Annotated in this window: 16 protein-coding genes, 2 tRNA genes and 1 other RNA gene; 13 read left to right on the top strand and 6 right to left on the bottom strand. The window is 46.7% G+C overall.

The window, feature by feature from the left end:
• Positions 1-4: 4 nt before the first annotated feature.
• The 5 genes from msbA (at position 5) to FC652_RS11000 (ending at position 4,594) form a co-directional block, all read left to right on the top strand.
• Positions 5-1,756, top strand: a complete 1,752-nt coding sequence (msbA, locus tag FC652_RS11020) for a lipid A ABC transporter ATP-binding protein/permease MsbA (RefSeq protein ID WP_176298600.1) — start codon at positions 5-7, stop codon at positions 1,754-1,756.
• Complete coding sequence (gene lpxK, locus FC652_RS11015; protein ID WP_176298599.1) at positions 1,756-2,763, top strand: tetraacyldisaccharide 4'-kinase; 1,008 nt, start codon at positions 1,756-1,758, stop codon at positions 2,761-2,763. The genes msbA and lpxK overlap by 1 nt, the downstream gene beginning before the upstream one ends.
• Positions 2,744-2,923 (top strand): Trm112 family protein, encoded by a 180-nt coding sequence (locus FC652_RS11010; protein ID WP_011079973.1) that lies wholly within the window; start codon positions 2,744-2,746, stop codon positions 2,921-2,923. The genes lpxK and FC652_RS11010 overlap by 20 nt, the downstream gene beginning before the upstream one ends.
• Entirely contained in the window at positions 2,923-3,675 is a 753-nt protein-coding gene (kdsB, locus tag FC652_RS11005; RefSeq protein WP_176298598.1) for a 3-deoxy-manno-octulosonate cytidylyltransferase, read from the top strand. The genes FC652_RS11010 and kdsB overlap by 1 nt, the downstream gene beginning before the upstream one ends.
• A gap of 118 nt (positions 3,676-3,793) precedes the next feature.
• Entirely contained in the window at positions 3,794-4,594 is an 801-nt protein-coding gene (locus FC652_RS11000; protein ID WP_176298597.1) for a diguanylate cyclase, read from the top strand.
• Positions 4,595-4,646: 52 nt separating this feature from the next.
• Here FC652_RS11000 and FC652_RS10995 read toward each other — a convergent pair.
• Positions 4,647-4,731 (bottom strand) — tRNA-Tyr (locus FC652_RS10995).
• A 169-nt stretch (positions 4,732-4,900) separates the two neighbouring features.
• A tRNA-Tyr gene (locus tag FC652_RS10990) sits at positions 4,901-4,985 on the bottom strand.
• Between the two features lie 290 nt (positions 4,986-5,275).
• Between FC652_RS10990 and FC652_RS10985 the strand changes: the two genes are divergently transcribed.
• Both FC652_RS10985 and vexH read left to right on the top strand, forming a co-directional pair.
• Entirely contained in the window at positions 5,276-6,343 is a 1,068-nt protein-coding gene (locus FC652_RS10985; protein ID WP_060532156.1) for an efflux RND transporter periplasmic adaptor subunit, read from the top strand.
• Positions 6,343-9,456: a vibriobactin export RND transporter permease subunit VexH gene (gene vexH / locus FC652_RS10980; protein ID WP_011149859.1), complete on the top strand. Its 3,114-nt coding sequence runs from the start codon at positions 6,343-6,345 to the stop codon at positions 9,454-9,456. Before FC652_RS10985 ends, vexH begins: the two co-directional genes overlap by 1 nt.
• Before the next feature lie 78 nt (positions 9,457-9,534).
• On the opposite strand, the gene FC652_RS10975 is transcribed toward vexH, so the two are convergent.
• Positions 9,535-10,116, bottom strand: coding sequence for a porin family protein (locus FC652_RS10975; RefSeq protein ID WP_038939474.1), 582 nt, complete (start codon positions 10,114-10,116; stop codon positions 9,535-9,537).
• A 164-nt stretch (positions 10,117-10,280) separates the two neighbouring features.
• Between FC652_RS10975 and FC652_RS10970 the strand changes: the two genes are divergently transcribed.
• A complete protein-coding gene (locus FC652_RS10970; RefSeq protein WP_026050255.1) occupies positions 10,281-10,598 on the top strand; it encodes a DUF1244 domain-containing protein in 318 nt (105 codons plus the stop codon).
• 103 nt (positions 10,599-10,701) lie between these two features.
• Here the strand turns inward: FC652_RS10970 and FC652_RS10965 are convergent, their stop codons facing one another.
• Entirely contained in the window at positions 10,702-11,787 is a 1,086-nt protein-coding gene (locus tag FC652_RS10965; protein WP_011149862.1) for a PLP-dependent cysteine synthase family protein, read from the bottom strand.
• A gap of 129 nt (positions 11,788-11,916) precedes the next feature.
• Between FC652_RS10965 and FC652_RS10960 the strand changes: the two genes are divergently transcribed.
• Positions 11,917-12,378 carry an Lrp/AsnC family transcriptional regulator gene (locus FC652_RS10960; RefSeq protein WP_176298596.1) on the top strand — a complete coding sequence of 154 codons (462 nt, stop codon included), beginning with the start codon at positions 11,917-11,919 and terminating at the stop codon, positions 12,376-12,378.
• A gap of 94 nt (positions 12,379-12,472) precedes the next feature.
• Here the strand turns inward: FC652_RS10960 and tesB are convergent, their stop codons facing one another.
• Positions 12,473-13,336, bottom strand: a complete 864-nt coding sequence (gene tesB / locus FC652_RS10955; RefSeq protein WP_176298595.1) for an acyl-CoA thioesterase II — start codon at positions 13,334-13,336, stop codon at positions 12,473-12,475.
• A gap of 185 nt (positions 13,337-13,521) precedes the next feature.
• On the opposite strand from tesB, the gene FC652_RS10950 reads away from it, so the two are divergent.
• A complete protein-coding gene (locus FC652_RS10950; protein WP_176298594.1) occupies positions 13,522-13,947 on the top strand; it encodes a YbaY family lipoprotein in 426 nt (141 codons plus the stop codon).
• A gap of 52 nt (positions 13,948-13,999) precedes the next feature.
• On the opposite strand, the gene FC652_RS10945 is transcribed toward FC652_RS10950, so the two are convergent.
• A complete protein-coding gene (locus FC652_RS10945) occupies positions 14,000-14,302 on the bottom strand; it encodes an MGMT family protein (protein ID WP_176298593.1) in 303 nt (100 codons plus the stop codon).
• 146 nt (positions 14,303-14,448) lie between these two features.
• Between FC652_RS10945 and FC652_RS10940 the strand changes: the two genes are divergently transcribed.
• The 3 genes from FC652_RS10940 to ffs all read left to right on the top strand — a co-directional run bounded on the left by FC652_RS10940 (position 14,449) and on the right by ffs (position 17,659).
• Positions 14,449-15,192, top strand: a complete 744-nt coding sequence (locus tag FC652_RS10940) for a hypothetical protein (protein ID WP_176298592.1) — start codon at positions 14,449-14,451, stop codon at positions 15,190-15,192.
• Positions 15,193-15,436: 244 nt separating this feature from the next.
• Positions 15,437-17,410: a GGDEF domain-containing protein gene (locus FC652_RS10935; RefSeq protein WP_176298591.1), complete on the top strand. Its 1,974-nt coding sequence runs from the start codon at positions 15,437-15,439 to the stop codon at positions 17,408-17,410.
• A 152-nt stretch (positions 17,411-17,562) separates the two neighbouring features.
• An RNA gene (gene ffs / locus FC652_RS10930) (signal recognition particle sRNA small type) lies at positions 17,563-17,659 on the top strand.
• The last annotated feature ends 176 nt before the right edge of the window (positions 17,660-17,835 follow it).

The raw sequence follows: 17,835 nt of genomic DNA, 5'->3' as shown, positions 1-17,835 counted from the left end.
ATTTATGTCAATTAATACTGATGAGTCGACTTGGTGTACTTTTAAGCGCTTGTGGACTTTTATTCGCGTCTATAAGTCGGGGCTTGCTGTCGCTATTGTGGCTTTGATCGTCACTGCCGCCTCAGATACTTACATGATTTCCCTGCTCAAACCTTTACTTGATGAAGGTTTTGGCACCGCAGAATCGGACTTTTTACGAATCCTGCCTTTTTTAGTGTTCGCGATGATGTTTATCCGAGGCGTGAGTGGTTTTATTTCCAGCTATTGCTTGAACTGGGTGTCTGGCAATGTGGTGATGAAAATACGTCGCATGGTGTTTAATCATTACATGCAGATGCCTGTTTCCTATTTCGATAAAGAAAAGTCGGGTAGTTTGCTCTCACGTATTACTTATGACTCCGAACAAGTATCGGCCGCAACGACTCAAGCCTTAGTGAGTATGGTTCGTGAAGGTGCGAGCATTGTGGGTCTGTTGGTGTTGATGTTCTATAACAGCTGGCAACTATCATTAGTCCTGTTACTGGTTGCGCCTGTCGTTGCTTGGGCGATTGGTGTCGTCTCCAAACGCTTCAGAAAAATCTCAAAAAATATGCAAACCACGATGGGTATTGTGACCAGTTCGGCGGAACAGATGCTGAAAGGGCACAAAGTGGTGTTGAGCTACGGTGGACAAGAGATCGAAAAATCGAGATTTGACACCGTGAGCAATCAGATGCGTCAGCAAACGATGAAACTGGTGACAGCGCAAGCTGCTGCAAACCCTATCATTCAAATGATTGCCTCTATCGCGCTTGTCACCGTGCTCTATCTAGCGAGCGTCGACTCAATCAAAGAGCAGTTGACCCCAGGTACCTTTACCGTGGTTTTCTCCGCGATGTTTGGTTTAATGCGCCCATTAAAAGCGCTAACCAACGTTACCTCTCAGTTCCAGCGTGGTATGGCTGCGGCGCAGACTTTGTTTGCTTTGGTCGACCTAGAGCCAGAGAAAAACACAGGGACTCACAAGCTTGAAAGAGCCGAAGGTGCTGTTACGGTGAAGGATGTCACCTTTACCTACGAAGGTGCAGAAAAACCCGCCTTATCTAATGTCTCCTTTGATATGCCTGTCGGTAAGACGGTGGCATTAGTTGGACGTTCTGGCTCAGGCAAAAGCACCATCGCTAGTTTGTTCACGCGTTTCTATGATGTGGATTCCGGCGAAATTCAGTTGGATGGTGTGGATATTCGTGACTACGAACTGAAAAATCTGCGTACCCAGTTTGCGCTGGTGTCGCAAAATGTGCATTTGTTTAACGATACCATTGCCAACAATATTGCTTATGCTGCGGGTGACAAATACAGCCGAGAAGACATTGAACGAGCGGCAGAGCTTGCGCATGCGATGGAGTTCATTTCGAAGATGGAAAATGGATTGGATACCATGGTTGGCGAAAATGGCGCGAGCTTGTCGGGTGGTCAGCGTCAACGTATTGCAATAGCGCGTGCCTTGTTGCGCGATGCCCCCGTTCTTATTCTGGATGAAGCAACGTCTGCGTTGGATACGGAGTCTGAGCGAGCCATTCAATCGGCCCTAGATGAGTTGCAAAAGAACAAGACGGTGTTAGTGATTGCTCACCGCTTATCGACCATCGAAAAAGCTGATCAGATTTTAGTGATTGATGAAGGTTCGGTTGTTGAGCGAGGCTCTCATACTGAGTTGATCGAAAAAAATGGCGTTTACGCGCAATTACATCGCATTCAGTTTGGTGAAGGTTAGTGATTGAGAAAATCTGGTTCGATAACCATCCGTTGAAGTATTTCATGTGGCCACTTTTGTGGCCGCTTTCACTGTTGTTTGGTTTGATCAGTCGTCACAAGCGACGCGCTTACCAAAGTGGGAAAAAAACAGTGTATCAGGCACCAGTGCCTGTTGTGGTGGTCGGAAACATCACTGCTGGCGGGAATGGCAAAACCCCCGTTGTGATTTGGCTAGTGGAAAAGTTGCAAGCACAGGGGTTCACCCCTGGTGTTGTTTCGCGAGGCTATGGAGCCAAAGCACCGAGTTACCCATTGGATGTCGTTCATGAAACGTCGACGGCGCATTGTGGTGATGAACCTAAATTGATTTTTGAGCGAACGGGGGCACTTGTTGCTGTTGATCCTGTTCGAGCTAATGCAGTGAAGTGTTTGGTTGAGAAAGGCGCGAATATCATCATTACCGATGATGGATTGCAGCATTATGCGTTGCAAAGAGATATCGAACTGGTGGTGGTCGATGGACATCGACGTTTTGGCAGTCAACAGCTCATCCCTTTAGGGCCGTTGCGTGAGCCAGTTTCTCGCTTGCAAACGGTCGATTTTGTTATCACTAATGGTGGAGAAGCGAACGACAACGAGCTCCCGATGACGCTGGAGCCTGATTTGGCTGTTAATTTGAGTACGGGTGAGAAAGTTGCGGTGAAAGAGCTGGTTGAGTTGGTGGCGTTTGCTGGCATTGGTCATCCTCCGCGTTTTTTCGCGACGCTCGAAAAACTCGGTGCAGATTTGATTGCCACACAAGGGTTCGCTGATCACCAAGACTTTGAACTTGATGCTTTGGCAAAGCTAGCTAATCAAGGGAAAAACGTCATAATGACAGAAAAAGATGCCGTTAAATGTCGCCGCTTCGCCAAAGAAAACTGGTGGTATTTGCCTGTATCTGCTCATTTCAGAAGTGAAGATGAGCAAAAAATCTTAGAAAGAATTACAGAGGTAGTAAAAGAATATGGATCATCGACTGCTTGAGATCGTCGCGTGCCCAGTGTGCAAAGGTAAGCTAACGTTTGATAAAGAGAATCAAGAACTGATTTGCAAACTTGATCGCCTTGCTTACCCAATTAAAGAAGGCATTCCTGTTCTGCTTGAGCCAGAAGCTCGCAGTATGGGGATGGATGAGGGTCGCTAATGCCTTTTACTGTCGTTATTCCAGCTCGTTATCAATCAACGCGCTTACCAGGTAAACCTTTGGCTGATATTGGTGGTAAACCAATGATTCAATGGGTTTATGAGCAAGCACTTCAAGCAGGTGCGGATGATGTTATCATTGCCACGGATGATCAACGTGTCGCAGAGGCCGTTACCCATTTTGGTGGCAAATTCTGTATGACTTCTCCAAATCACGAATCAGGAACGGAACGCTTAGCTGAAGTAGTGAAGCTGATGGGTATCGCCGATGATCATATCGTGGTCAACGTGCAAGGTGACGAGCCTTTGATCCCCCCAGCCATTATCCGTCAAGTTGCGGATAATCTTGCGGGAAGCTGCGCACCAATGGCAACGCTGGGCGTGGCGATTACTGCAGAAGAGGAAGTCTTTAACCCGAATGCGGTTAAAGTGGTCACTGATCAACAAGGCTACGCACTCTATTTTAGCCGAGCTACAATTCCTTGGGATCGCGATGCATTTGCGCGTGGGGAAGTACTGACCGTAAACCCACTGATGAGACATATCGGTATCTACGCGTATCGAGCGGGGTTCATCAATACCTATGTAAACTGGCAGCCCAGCACGCTTGAACGTATTGAATGTCTAGAGCAGCTCCGAGTGCTTTGGTACGGTGAAAAAATTCACGTTGCTTTGGCGAAAGAAGCGCCGCCAGCAGGGGTTGATACGCCTGAAGATTTGGAAACGGTACGCAAGATAATCGCAAGTAAGTAAACGACACTCTTGTGCCCACTTGATTAAAAGGAGCCAAGCTAGCGCTTTGGCTCTTTTTTCGTTTTTATTGCTTTGGTCTATGCTTTAACTGAAAGCCACGAGCGGGGAATAAAGCATAATGATAATGACGAAATGGAGTCGTTCCAAAAGCGCGCTATCTTTTGCAGTGTTCTGTTTCTGTGCTCTTAATTTACTCCCTTTTTTCCCTTTTTTTGGTGTCACAGACCATGTGGATGTGCTGACAGAATCCGCGTACCTCTGCGTCTTAGTTTATGTTCGCCTTGTTCTCAGTTCTTCGCTTCAATCGAAACGTCTCATTCCGCTTGGTCTCAACGTGCTGATGCTGGCTGCTTTGTATGATGTGCTTACGGAAATCGAATTTTTGGTACGTTGGAGCCAATATCATGCCGTCTTAGACAACATTATTGAACAAGGAGGCATGTTGGTTGCTGTTTCTTGTATCGCAATTGGTATTGATCGCCTGATAAAAGCGAAAGATCATGAAATCCATCGTGATGCATTAACCGGGCTCTACAATCGACGATATTTGGATCGATTTAGCCAAGAGCAACTGGCTTTGGTTTATATCGACTTGAATGATTTGAAAATAGTCAATGACACGCAAGGACATGAAGCGGGTGATGAACTGATCATCCAGTTCTCTCAGCTGCTCACCAAATCAACGGAAGATGATGAGTATGCGTTTCGTGTCGGTGGTGATGAGTTCATCTTGTTGTTAAAGCCCAACAGGATCTCTTTGGTACTTGGTGCGTTGAAGAGTATGTGTCTCAAGCGGGCAATCAAGTTTTCATATGGCTTTTCCGAGTTTACAGAAGGTAGCCTGTCAACAAGAGTCAAATTAGCCGATGAACGGATGTATCAAATGAAGAAATGCAAAATAAGAAATAATTTTAGATGAGCTGAACGCCGTTGAGAGCGTTTTTTCTGAGGAATTTTTACAAGAAAGAAAATGGTGGAGGGGGACGGATTCGAACCATCGAAGGCGGAGCCGGCAGATTTACAGTCTGCTCCCTTTGGCCACTCGGGAACCCCTCCAGGGTATTTTTATACTTAGAACGTGTTTTCCCAACACACTATCCAAGTGTTTCTCACAATTAATCCAAAGGATAATCACAAGAAGTTTTTATACTTAGAACGTGTTTTCCCAACACACTATCCAAGTGTTTCTCACAATTAATCCAGAGGATAATCACAAGAAGAAATATGGTGGAGGGGGACGGATTCGAACCATCGAAGGCGGAGCCGGCAGATTTACAGTCTGCTCCCTTTGGCCACTCGGGAACCCCTCCAGGGTGTTTTCCTAACCTCATCTGGATTAGGCTTAAGCGGTGTTTTCCCAACGCATCGCTCAAGTGCGGAGCGCATCATAGCAAACCAGTTCAGTGTGTAAAGCCTTTTTCTGTGCTTTCCATGCTGAATGCTGCCTTTTTGGGCAAAGATGCCAGAAAGTACACATTTTGGTGACAACTTAGGCCGCTAAATCCTTCACTTCTCACCATTATTTACACAACTTGACGTTACAGTACGCTAGAGCTGATACACTGATAATCTCAACTATGGCTTTATTGATTGACGGAACATGAAAAAACGCATTCTTATCTCATTTATTACTCTGGCTCTTATGGGGACTTCCTCTCTATCCCATGCTGCTCCAAGAGGGCCATCTGCTGTTACTGTGGTTGCAGAAGAAGTGCAAACACACCAAATTAGCCAATCTTTAGCGCTGGTCGGCAAATTGGAAGCGGTGCAGTCAGTGGTGATTGCGTCCGAAGTGTCCGGCAAAGTCGAAAGCATTCAAGTGAAAGCCAACCAGAATGTCACTAAAGGGCAACTGCTGGTGAAGCTTGAGGACGATAAAGCCTTAGCGGCCGTATCTGAAGCAAAAGCTTATTTGAAAGATGAGCAGAGAAAGCTGAAAGAGTTTGAGCGACTGGTCAGCCGTAATGCGATTACGCAAACAGAAATTGACGCGCAAAAAGCCAGTGTCGAGATAGCACAAGCGCGTTTGACCGCGGCCAATGCCAACTTGAATGATCTTCATATCACCGCGCCTTTTGCCGGAACGGTGGGTTTCGTCGATTTTAGCCGCGGCAAGTTGGTGAACTCAGGCACGGAATTACTGACGCTCGACGATCTCTCATTGATGCAGCTGGATCTGAGAATTCCGGAACGTTATCTGTCGATGTTGTCGATAGGTATGCCTGTGACAGCAACATCCAGCGCTTGGGGTAAACAAGTGTTCACTGGCAAGGTGGTGGGTATTGACTCACGGATTAACGCTGAAACGTTGAACCTGCGCGTGCGCATTCAATTTGAAAATCCGGAAAATCAGCTGAAACCAGGGATGTTACTCAATACCGCCTTAGCGTTCCCGGCGATTGAAGCGCCGATCATTCCGGTGCAGGCATTAGAGTATTCCGGGACCAAACGTTACGTCTATGTCATCGGCAGCGACAACAAAGCGAAACGCACAGAAGTTCTGCTTGGTGCGCGAGTAGAGAACCAAGTGGTGATCGAGTCGGGTGTCAACATCGGAGATAAAATCGTCGTGCAAGGTATCGTGAACATGCGTGATGGTGTGTTAGTCAAAGAAATTGGCGGCGCAGCGGCAGGGCAAAAGACCGTAGCGAAGAAGGATGAGCAATAATGTTACTCTCTGATGTTTCGGTGAAAAGGCCAGTTGCTGCGCTGGTATTGAGTTTGTTGTTGTGTGTGTTTGGTTTTGTCTCGTTCAGTAAATTGGCAGTGCGCGAGATGCCGGACATCGAAAGCCCAGTTGTCTCCATTAGTACACGTTACGATGGGGCGTCGGCAACGATCATCGAAAGCCAGATCACCTCAGTGCTTGAAGATCAACTTTCAGGCATCAGTGGTATTGATGAGATTTCGTCGACCACGCGTAACAGCATGTCTCGTATCACCATTACCTTTGAACTGGGTTATGACCTCAATACTGGAGTGAGTGATGTTCGTGATGCGGTTGCGCGTGCGCAGCGTTCGCTACCCGAGGAAGCCGACGATCCTATCGTGTTTAAAAACAACGGTAGCGGTGAGGCATCCGTTTACATCAACCTCAGCTCGTCAGAGATGGATCGTACTCAGCTCACCGATTACATCGAGCGTGTACTCATGGATCGCTTTAGTCTTATCACCGGAGTGAGTTCCGTTGATATCTCGGGTGGCTTGTACAAAGTTATGTACGTGAAGCTAAGTCCTGAGCTGATGGCCGGACGAGGTGTGACCGCCACGGACATTACCGCCGCGCTACGCAGTGAGAACCTTGAAAGTCCGGGGGGGCAAGTGCGCAACGATCAAACGGTGATGTCTGTTCGTACCGCGCGCAGCTATAACTCAGTAGAAGACTTCCAATATCTGGTGGTCAAGCGTGCCAGTGACAACACGCCGATTTATCTCAAAGACGTGGCGGATGTCTTTATTGGTGCTGAGAATGAGAACTCGACGTTTAAAAGTGACGGGGTAGTCAACGTCAGCATGGGGATTGTCCCTCAGTCGGACGCCAACCCGCTTGAGGTTGCAAAAAGAGTACATGAAGAAGTCGATAAAGTGCAGAAGTTTTTGCCAGAAGGGACACGTCTCGCTATCGACTACGATTCAACCGTGTTTATTGAACGCTCTATTTCTGAAGTTTATAGCACTCTATTCATCACTGGCGGGCTCGTGATCCTCGTGCTGTATATCTTCATCGGTCAAGCTCGCGCCACCTTGATCCCCGCGGTGACCGTGCCTGTGTCGCTGATTTCCTCTTTTATTGCCGCGTACTACTTTGGTTTCTCGATTAACCTCATCACCTTAATGGCCTTGATCCTCTCTATCGGTTTGGTGGTCGACGATGCGATTGTTGTCGTTGAGAACATTTTCCATCATATCGAGAAAGGTGAATCACCTTTGCTTGCGGCCTATAAAGGCACGCGAGAGGTGGGTTTTGCGGTTATTGCCACCACCTTAGTGTTGGTGATGGTGTTTTTGCCGATCTCCTTCATGGATGGCATGGTGGGCTTGCTCTTTACCGAGTTCTCGGTGTTGCTGGCGATGTCCGTGATTTTTTCATCATTGATTGCGCTGACGCTCACCCCCGTCTTAGGCAGCAAAATTCTCAAAGCCAATGTTAAGAAAAACCGCTTCAATGACGTCGTGGACGTGTTGTTCGGCAAGTTAGAGTCCGGTTATCGCGCGTTGCTAAAGCGAGCCCTCGCATGGCGATGGCTTGCGCCCGTGATCATCCTTGCCTGTATGGGCGGCAGCTACGCGCTAATGAATCAAGTGCCAGCACAATTAACACCACAAGAAGACCGAGGGGTCATTTTTGCTTTTGTCCGTGGCGCCGATGCCACCAGTTATAACCGCATGTCTGCCAATATGGACTTAGTGGAAGAGCGTTTAATGCCGCTGTTAGGGCAAGGGTTCCTCAAATCATTCAGCATCCAGTCGCCGGCGTTTGGGGGCCAAGCGGGTGACCAAACCGGATTCGTGATTATGATCTTGGATGATTGGAATGAACGTTCAGTGACAGCGCAACAAGCATTAGGCGAAGTGCGTAAGGCGCTGGCGGGCATTCCGGATGTCCGTGTTTTCCCGTTTATGCCCGGATTCCGTGGTGGTTCGAGTGAGCCTGTGCAGTTTGTGCTTGGCGGCTCGGATTACAACGAACTGCGCGATTGGGCCGAGGTACTGAAGAACAAGGCGGAAGAATCCCCAATTATGGAAGGAGCGGAGATCAACTATTCTGAGAAAACGCCGGAACTGGTGGTGTCGGTGGACAAACGTCGTGCCGCAGAACTGGGCATCAGCATCAAAGAGATTTCCGATACCTTAGAAATCATGTTGGGTGGGCGTAAAGAAACCACTTTCGTGGAACGTGGTGAAGAGTACGATGTTTATCTTCGTGGTGATGAAAATCGCTTTAATAACGCAGCAGATCTGAGCCAAATCTACCTGCGCACAAAAAGTGGCGATCTGGTTACCTTAGATACAGTGACCAACGTTGAAGAAATTGCATCGTCGATTCGCTTATCGCACTACAACAAGCAAAAGGCGATTACGATCACCGCCAACTTATCGGATGGTTACACGTTGGGTGATGCGTTGGATTTTCTTGATCAGCAAGCGATCGAGACGCTGCCGGGCGACATTACCATCAGCTACTCTGGTGAATCGAAGGACTTCAAAGAAAACCAGTCTAGCGTTGCCATTGTGTTTGCGTTGGCCTTGCTGGTGGCCTACCTCGTTCTTGCTGCGCAGTTTGAAAGCTTCATTAACCCTCTGGTGGTGATGTTTACCGTGCCGATGGGGGTGTTTGGTGGTTTCTTAGGCTTGCTCATCATGCAGCAAGGCATGAATATCTACAGTCAGATTGGCATGATCATGCTGATCGGTATGGTGACCAAAAACGGTATCTTGATTGTGGAGTTTGCTAACCAACTGCGTGACCGTGGTTTTGAGTTTGAACAAGCCATTATTGATGCCTCGGCACGACGGTTGCGCCCGATTTTAATGACCGCCTTCACGACCCTAGCGGGCGCGATTCCACTTATCCTGTCGGATGGGGCGGGCTACGAAAGCCGCGTGGCCGTTGGTACCGTTATTTTCTTCGGTATGGGTTTTGCCACTCTAGTCACCTTGTTCGTTATCCCTGCGATGTATCGCTTGATATCTCGATACACAGAAGCGCCAGGGCATGTGGAAGCGGAACTCAATCAAGCCCTCAGCCATGATACCAAAGGCCGAGTGAGTCACGGTTAGACCAATCCCCAATACCCAAAGAGCCGAGGAACAAAAACCTCGGCTCTTTTATCTCGGCTGGTATAGAGTGCTACGATGCTAGAACTGCTTACCGATAGAGAGTTGGAAACCAGAATACTTATCGTAAAAATCGTCGAAGCCTGCGTCAGCAAAGCTATAGACATATTCGGCTTTCAGCCAGAAATTTTGCCCCATATCCCAGCCTAATCCGCCCCCGACGTTGAAAATCATTCCCGCTTCTTCAGAGATTTTCACGGTGTTGTTGGTCACGTCATACATGTTTGCTTGGGTGATCAACCCCGACAAGCGACCGAAAAGTGAAATCGGGGAATCCCCTAAGTTGCCTGTAGAGAGCAGAGCGGAAACGCCCGCTTGATAATAGTCTAGGTTAAGGCTGGTTCCTGCCGTGCTGTTGGTGACTTCATTTTGCGTATAGCGAAACAGACCTTCCACAGCAACATGTTCATTGAAGTTTTTACCAAAGCCGATCGTAAAGTTTGGGGTTGAAAGCTCGCTGCCACTGTTGTCGCCGTAAGCAGAAACGTCAAAAGCGATGGTGCCTGCACCAAGGTAAAAGTAGTTCGGCAACTCGCCCATTTTCTCCGCGAAAACCGGTTGGGAAAGTAATAATGTTGAACACGCCAGCATAATTTTTTTCATAATTGTTCGCCACCTAAGAGTAATTCAATAAGATGCATAAGAGAGTGTTGGCCGAGATAGTACACAATTCCTCGGCGAAGAGCTTGGTTTTATTAGTGGATTTTGTACTATGCTGGTCATCCGCCCGTGATTAAGACGGAAAAATGAGAATAAAGGAAAGTAAAGTGACACAGTTTAAATACCAAGAGTTGACTCAAGAGCAGCAAGACAAACTCGATGCTGCTGCATTTCGCCGTTTGCTGGCTCACCTTGATGCCAACAAAGAGGTGCAAAATATTGATTTGATGATTTTGGCTGGCTTTTGTCGTAACTGCTTTAGCAAATGGTACAAAGCCGAAGCGGATGTTTTAGGGCTAGATCTTGATTTAGATGATGCTCGTGAGCGTGTTTACGGTATGACTTACGAAGAGTGGAAAACCAATCATCAACCTGAAGCCACGCCAGAGCAATTGGCGGCTTTTGAGGCAAAACAGAAGAAATAACGAATGCGAATGCCTCGCTAAGCTCAACTCGTCGCACTGTTTAAAACAAAATGCCCACGGAATCACGTGGGCATTTTTATCGCCAGTTGCTGAATTCTCTGCGTTACGCAGGGCAGCAGATGGGCGCAACGCAGCCATCGCGCTCAATGATTTCAAGCTGCTCTAAGTAGGGTTGAATGTCACCAATGTTGGTTTTAACCCACTCTTCATTAAAGTAGGTGTCTAAGTAGCGATCTCCGCTGTCACACAGTAGGGTCACGATAGAGCCACGCTCGCCACGCTGTTTCATTTCGCATGCCAATTGCAATACTCCATACAGGTTTGTGCCCGTTGAGGCGCCAACTTTACGGCCAATCAGCTTAGATACCCAGTGGGTACACGCAACAGAAGCAGCATCAGGGATTTTTCGCATTTCATCCACAACGCCAGCGATAAAGCTTGGTTCAACACGTGGACGACCGATGCCCTCGATCTTACTTCCCGTATTACCGGTTATCGTGTTATCACCGTTTTGGAAGTAGTCAAAGAACACCGAGTTTTCTGGGTCAACCACGCACAGCTTGGTGTCCAGCTTTTGGTAACGGATAAAGCGACCGATGGTAGCCGAAGTGCCGCCTGTGCCCGGGCTCATCACGATCCAGCTTGGTTCTGGGTGCTCTTCGAGCGTCATTTGGCTGAAGATAGAGTTAGCGATGTTGTTGTTGCCACGCCAGTCCGTTGCGCGCTCCGCGTACGTGAACTGATCCATATAGTGACCATTTAACTCTTTGGCTAAGCGGTGAGATTCTGCGTAAATTTGATCGGAGCGATCCACCAAATGGGCTTTACCGCCATAAAACTCGATTTGCTCGATTTTCTTTCTTGCGGTGCATTTCGGCATTACCGCGATAAAAGGTAAGCCCAGTAAGCGTGCGAAGTATGCCTCTGAAACGGCAGTACTGCCGGAAGAGGATTCAATGACGGTGGTTTCCGGACCAATCCAGCCATTACAAATTGCGTAGAGAAACAACGAACGCGCTAAGCGATGTTTTAACGAACCAGTTGGATGGGTGCTTTCGTCTTTTAGATAAATATCAATGCCTTCGAGAGACGGAAGATCAAGCTTAAATAAGTGGGTATCAGCAGAGCGTTGGAAGTCAGCTTCAATCTTGCGAATCGCGTTATTAATCCAGTTGTGGTCCGTACACATGGGGGCCTCTCTTAATTCTTATTGACGGTAACAAAGTACCTACCTTTGCAGAGAAAAGCTTTGCTTTTTATGTGGTGCTGTCTCTATATTGTAGAAAATTTTTCTATAATTGAGCGGATTGATAATTGTATGCTGGATAAAGTTGATCTAAAGCTACTTTCGCTATTGCAGCAGGATGGCACCTTGTCCTTGAGTGACTTGGCTGAGCAAGTGAATCTCACCACGACACCTTGCTGGAAGCGTCTAAAGCGTTTAGAAGATGAAGGCTTCATTGAAAAGAGAGTGGCGTTGCTGAATGCAGAGAAATTGGATCTCTCATTTATCGCATTTGTGCAAATTAAAACCTGTGATCACTCTTATGCGTGGTATGACCGTTTCGTTGCGACGGTAAACGATTTTCCGGAAGTGATGGAGTTCTATCGCATGGCGGGTGAGTACGACTACATGATGAAAGTGTTGGTTAAAGATATGAAAAACTTCGATACTTTTTATAAGAAGTTAGTCAATAGCGTTGAAGGGATATCCAACGTCACCTCGACATTTGCGATGGAACCACTCAAATACACCACCGCGCTACCACTTGGTCATTAGCCTGAGCATGCCAAGTGGTTCCGGCGTCGAGATTACAGTGGTATGGTTGCCCCCGCACCAGTGATGTTTTTGACCCAGCTTCCACTAATGTGCTTTATCGATTGATAAAACGCATTACCCCTTCTTGCACCGCAGTGGCAACAAGATGTCCCTGTTGGTTATAGATTTCACCACGAACTAAACCACGAGTGTTTGATGCGGTAGGGCTTTCGATTGAGTAGAGTAGCCATTCATCCATTTTGAATGGGCGATGGAACCAGATCGAATGATCAATGGTGGCCACTTGGAAATTTGGTGTCATCAGCGACACTTCATGCGGATGTAAGGCCGTGACGAGAAATCCCCAGTCTGAAGCGTAGGCGAGCAAATATTGGTGAATCAGCTGGCTGTCTGGCATCTCACCATTGGCGCGGATCCACAGATACTGTTTTGCTTCCGCTTTTTTCGGTTTGAGCGGATTGATCACGGTCACCGGACGAGTTTCAATCGGTTTTTCACCACAGAAAGTTTGGCGAAGCTTTGGCGGTAAAAATTCAGCAATGTGGCTTGCGAGTTCTGATTCAGAAGCAAAATTTTCTGGTCCAGGAACATCAGGCATCGTATTTTGGTGTTCAAATCCCGGCGCTTCACCATGATAAGAAGCAGTGAGATAAAAAATGGGGCGACCATTTTGTATCGCTTTTACTCGACGAGTACTGAAACTTTTACCATCACGCAGGTTTTCTACATCGTAAATAATCGCTTTCTCGGGATCGCCTGGATAAAGGAAATAACTGTGGAACGAATGTACAGTACGATCTTCTGATACGGTGTAACGAGCGGCAGAGAGTGCTTGACCAAGCACTTGCCCACCATAGACTTGAGGTAACCCGAGATTTTCACTTTGTCCCCTGAACAGCCTTTCTTCCAGCTTTTCCAACTGTAATAAGCTTAATAACTCGTTTAGAGGTTTACTCATGGTTGTTTTTCCTCAGTGCAATCATCGTGAAAGGGATTGGAAGTCAAGTGCGTTGAGTATAACGCAATTCGTTGGTGTGAATATTTTTAACTTAGTCAAACTATTGTCAATAAACATTTGATCCACAAGACAGGATTGAGTGAGGCATTTATAATCTTGGCGAATTTAATAATGAGTGAGGCTCTATGAAAAAAATAATCTTATTGATGATGTCAGTGTTTTTGGGTGCGTTGTTGGCAGGTTGTCAAAGTTCTGAACCACTTGTCAAAGACCAAGGCATTAAAACCATCAAAGGGACAGTTTTTTATCGTGAGCGCATTGCTCTTCCAGATGACGCAACAGTGACGCTTGTTTTGGAAGATGTCTCGTTGGCAGATGCCCCTGCAACGGTTATTGCAAAACACAAGTTTATTACTAATGGTAAGCAAGTGCCGCTCTCGTTCGATTTGGCTTATGACAGCAAGAAAATTATTGCAAACCATCGTTACAATGTTCGTGCACGCATTGAAGTGAATGGTCGTTTACGTTTTATCAGTGATACGATTACGCCAGTTGTGACCGATGATGCCAATACCCATGATGTTGAAATCATGGTCGTGGGCGTTCGTTAAGTACCACGAGGTGCTCACAGCACGACAATCGAGTTTTAATACCGGTGGTGACTTAAGGTTGCCACCGGTATTTTTTTAAGCTTACTTTTCCTAGCTCACTGACTTCAACCTGTTCAGCCAGTAACAATTGGCGTTGACGATGGAGATCAGAGCCCTGCAACGAAATTTTGCCTTGACTGTTGATCACTCGGTGCCAAGGCAGTTTCGTACCTTCTGGTAAGTTTCCTAATGCTTTACCGACATGCCGCGCGTAGCCCGGAAATCCAGCCATACGTGCAATTTCTCCGTACGTAGTCACTTTACCAAAGGGAATTTGTTGAATTACAGCAAAGATCTGTGGAAAAAATTGGTCCATACTCAAATTGTCCTCGTTCGTTGTTTATAAGGGATTGGTCAGCGAGGTGTTCTAGAAATGAACCCACTTAGCGTACGACTCTGTTTTCAGTTTCTGTGTTGCGCTGAGCCTGGCTACCAACAGAGGTAGGAGTAAAAGGAGGCGCTATGATATTTTCGATTCTTCAGTTCACAATCACAAGCCTTTTGGCGGTAGTTTGTGCCAAGGCGATCAGCGTGAGCGCAGGGGACATCCCAGTATTAGCGTTAGTGATCCCAGCATTGTGGATTTTGCCTCAAGGAGGTATCGCAGGTCTCTTTTTGTTGGCCGCCATGACCAGTTACGGTTTAACGTTACCCCTTCAACCCATTGCTCTCTCTGTCTGTGTGTGGGTTTTGTTCCCATTGCTGATGGTTATTTTTTCCAGAAGAAGCAGCTTAGGCGTTTTGCTAACGGCCGGTTCAATCGTATTCACCTTGATGGTCGGCATTATGGTCACCCAAATGGGAGGGAAGTTAAGTGGCTCACCATGGGTAACGGTAGTGCAGGTACTTTCTGTAACGGTGATTTGGTGGGCAGCCAATCATTGGCGTCCTTCTAGCAAGCACAGTTGGTGGCCGTTATTGCTGTTGATTCCTCTTTGGATTGCAGGCTTACCTTATGCCGTGTTGGTTGCGCTGTGCATTACCGGGATCATCGCCTGTATGGAGAGTCTCAATACTTTAAAATCGTTCTCGTGGAACAAGCTCCTTTGCTGGACATTACCAACAGTCGGGTTCGCAGCGCTGGTTGTGACGCCAACGATCGACGTACCTAATTCCGTATTTGTAGTTTGGATCTGTTTGCTGGGTACCGCCTGGATGACGGATTATATTTTAAATGCGGAAGAAGAGATGAAAGAACAAGATTAGATCCATTGGATCTGTCTAGGACGTACATCGTTAATGCAGCCTCTTATTGGTGAAATAAGACGCTGCTTTTTTTCTGCACGTATAAAGTTCTAATGATCTAGTGCCATGCTTGCTATTAAGTTATCTGGAATGGTGACCGATATTGCATATCATCAAAAATATTTATGCACGCAGTGATAAGTTGAGATAAGGTTCCCAATACATAGTTGAACGCGCGTGCATAACCTCATCGTAAGTTAGTAACATGATAAGAATAATTGGTTGGCTGCTTTCCGGCGTATTGTGTTGGATCTCCTTCAGTAGTTGGGCAAAAAATGCCGACATTACCGTTGCGACAGAAGCGGATGATGTGGTGAGCCGTGTCCTTTTTGACGCCATTGCAGAGCACTTCTCCCTCCGCGTAACCTATGTCAACATGCCTAGCTTTGATGCCATTTTAAACTCGGTGGCAACTGGAGAGACGGACTTTGCAGCCAATGTCACTTTTACGGCTGAACGAGAACAACGTTTTAGCTATTCTTACCCCACCAATATTGAATACACCTATCTTTACTCATTCAATGCCAGCTCTTTGAAAGAAATAAAGAAGGTTGGAGTGCCAAAAGATACCATCTATGGTGAGTTGATTGTTGCCAACTTTCCCTCTGTTGAACTTGTTGCCTATCAGGGGCATGAGGAAGCGTTTTCCCTGCTTCAACAGGGTGAAGTCGATGGTGTTGTCGATGCAATTAATCAGCTCAAGCCAATGTTGCTCAAAGGCGTTGATGCGCATCTGTTGAACGATCAAATTTCAATCAAACCCGTTTCGATTGTCAGTGCCAAAGGGAGCCACTTGCAGGCATTGGCAGAGTTTGCTGATTTTATTCATAGCGAGCAGATGCAAAAACATTTGCGTGAAGGGATAACGCAGTATCAGTTTAATATTCGCAAGCAAGCGCTTCAGGCTGCGATGGAACGAGCGAATTTCGATGCTACAGAACCACTGCACATCAAGTTGGAGCCGATTTTTCCTTACGTTATCTACCAACCTAATGGTGAAATATCGGGCATCACCGCCGATGTTTTGCGACAGAGCTGCGACATTCTGGCGTTAAACTGTCAGATTGTCAGTCACGAAAATGAGCGGTGGGGCAGCATGTTGCAAGGGTTTGCTCAACAAGAATTTGATATTTTGGCACCATTAGCAATGACTTCATCGAGAGCGCACTTCACCTATTACACCAGCCCACACTACTCTCCCCAATCGGTCATCGTCAAAAGGTTGGGGTATAAACCAAATGTATACAGCCATGTTTCTCAGTTAATTGCTGAGAGGGTGGGGGTGGTTAAGGATGATTACTTTGATTCGCTGTTAACCAAAATGCTGCCTTTGAAAGAGCTACAGCGCTTTCCCGATCAAGATTCAATGTTAGAAGCATTGATCAACGATAAAGTAGATTACGTGACGATGGACACCGCCACTCTCAACTACCTACTGCGTAATGAACAGGATCTGGCCATTACACAAGATGATGCGATAGGTGTGTTTGATATGTCGAAAATATCGATAGGACTGGCGCGAACACCAAAAGGTCAACTCCTTGCTCCCTATTTTAGCCGAGCGATAGAAATGCTGGATCTAAATAGCATTGTTGAACGTTACGATATAAGGCCAGATTGGCGAAGTTCATTGGAAATGGAACAGAGGCTTGCTGCGCAAACCCAAAAACTGTTTGCGGTGGTGTTAGTTCTGGCTTTTGCTCTCTCTTTCTATCTTCATCGTTTGTCTAACACGGATAACTTGACAGGGTTAGGTAATCGCCGCTCGTTGCAACGTAAATATGGTAACGGTATTTCGGGCGATCTCGCCATTTTGTATATCGATGTCAACAACTTCAAACCGATAAACGACACCTTCGGCCACCATTGTGGTGATTTGGTGTTAAAAGCCATTGCATTGGAAATAAAAAGTCATTGGCGTGGAAAAGGGTTTCGAGTGGGAGGGGATGAGTTCATCCTCATTGGTAAAGTGTCACAGCAAGAAGTGGAATCGGCTTTTGAACGATTTAGTCAGATTACGCTAGAGAGTGGCATCACAGGGCAACCTCTCATCATCCGATCTTCGATTGGTTTGTCAGCGAAGCGTGATAAAACCATGAGTCTTCAACGTGCGTTACATTTGGCCGATGTCGATATGTATCAAAGCAAGCATGAACAGAAACAAATGGGGTACTCGTGAGGTCTCTATCTGGAAATGGCTTTTCTGAACAAGAGTTAAGCAGTTGCTCCCTTAACGCTTGAATATTGTGGAATTGGGGTTGCAATCTCAGAGGGGATGCTTAATAATCTGCCCCACGTTAAGCGAAATGCCTAACAAACGAATCTATGGGGCCCTGGTCCTCTCGCAACAATAGTTCGTGAACTCGGTCAGGTCCGGAAGGAAGCAGCCGCAGCGAATGACTTGTGTGCCGGGATGTGGCTGGGGTCCCACCCATGAAAAAAGCCGCCTTTAGGGCGGCTTTTTGCTTTTTTGTCTCATCCGATTTCTGGGAAGTTTTTGCTAGTTTGCTAGTTTGCTAGTTTTCTAGTTTTCTAGTTTTCTAGTTTTCTAGTTTTCTAGTTTTCTAGTTTCCTGGTTTGCTAGTCCCTAGTCCCTCGCTCTTA

The sequence above is a fragment of the Vibrio sp. 05-20-BW147 genome, assembly GCF_013369385.1.
GTDB lineage: Bacteria > Pseudomonadota > Gammaproteobacteria > Enterobacterales > Vibrionaceae > Vibrio > Vibrio floridensis.
The sequence above is the reverse complement of the archived record's forward strand: the minus strand, read 5'-3'. Positions and strand labels throughout refer to the sequence as shown.

What these genes read in the sequence shown, in the direction of transcription:
- FC652_RS10985 (WP_060532156.1), top strand. Translation starts at nt 5,276, where the DNA reads ATGAAAAAACGCATTCTTATCTCATTTATTACTCTGGCTCTTATGGGG.
- tesB (WP_176298595.1), bottom strand. Translation starts at nt 13,336, where the DNA reads ATGAGTAAACCTCTAAACGAGTTATTAAGCTTATTACAGTTGGAAAAG.
- FC652_RS10945 (WP_176298593.1), bottom strand. Translation starts at nt 14,302, where the DNA reads ATGGACCAATTTTTTCCACAGATCTTTGCTGTAATTCAACAAATTCCC.
- kdsB (WP_176298598.1), top strand. Translation starts at nt 2,923, where the DNA reads ATGCCTTTTACTGTCGTTATTCCAGCTCGTTATCAATCAACGCGCTTA.
- FC652_RS10965 (WP_011149862.1), bottom strand. Translation starts at nt 11,787, where the DNA reads ATGTGTACGGACCACAACTGGATTAATAACGCGATTCGCAAGATTGAA.
- FC652_RS10950 (WP_176298594.1), top strand. Translation starts at nt 13,522, where the DNA reads ATGAAAAAAATAATCTTATTGATGATGTCAGTGTTTTTGGGTGCGTTG.
- FC652_RS11010 (WP_011079973.1), top strand. Translation starts at nt 2,744, where the DNA reads ATGGATCATCGACTGCTTGAGATCGTCGCGTGCCCAGTGTGCAAAGGT.
- FC652_RS11000 (WP_176298597.1), top strand. Translation starts at nt 3,794, where the DNA reads ATGATAATGACGAAATGGAGTCGTTCCAAAAGCGCGCTATCTTTTGCA.
- FC652_RS10940 (WP_176298592.1), top strand. Translation starts at nt 14,449, where the DNA reads ATGATATTTTCGATTCTTCAGTTCACAATCACAAGCCTTTTGGCGGTA.
- msbA (WP_176298600.1), top strand. Translation starts at nt 5, where the DNA reads ATGTCAATTAATACTGATGAGTCGACTTGGTGTACTTTTAAGCGCTTG.
- FC652_RS10960 (WP_176298596.1), top strand. Translation starts at nt 11,917, where the DNA reads ATGCTGGATAAAGTTGATCTAAAGCTACTTTCGCTATTGCAGCAGGAT.
- FC652_RS10935 (WP_176298591.1), top strand. Translation starts at nt 15,437, where the DNA reads ATGATAAGAATAATTGGTTGGCTGCTTTCCGGCGTATTGTGTTGGATC.
- FC652_RS10975 (WP_038939474.1), bottom strand. Translation starts at nt 10,116, where the DNA reads ATGAAAAAAATTATGCTGGCGTGTTCAACATTATTACTTTCCCAACCG.
- vexH (WP_011149859.1), top strand. Translation starts at nt 6,343, where the DNA reads ATGTTACTCTCTGATGTTTCGGTGAAAAGGCCAGTTGCTGCGCTGGTA.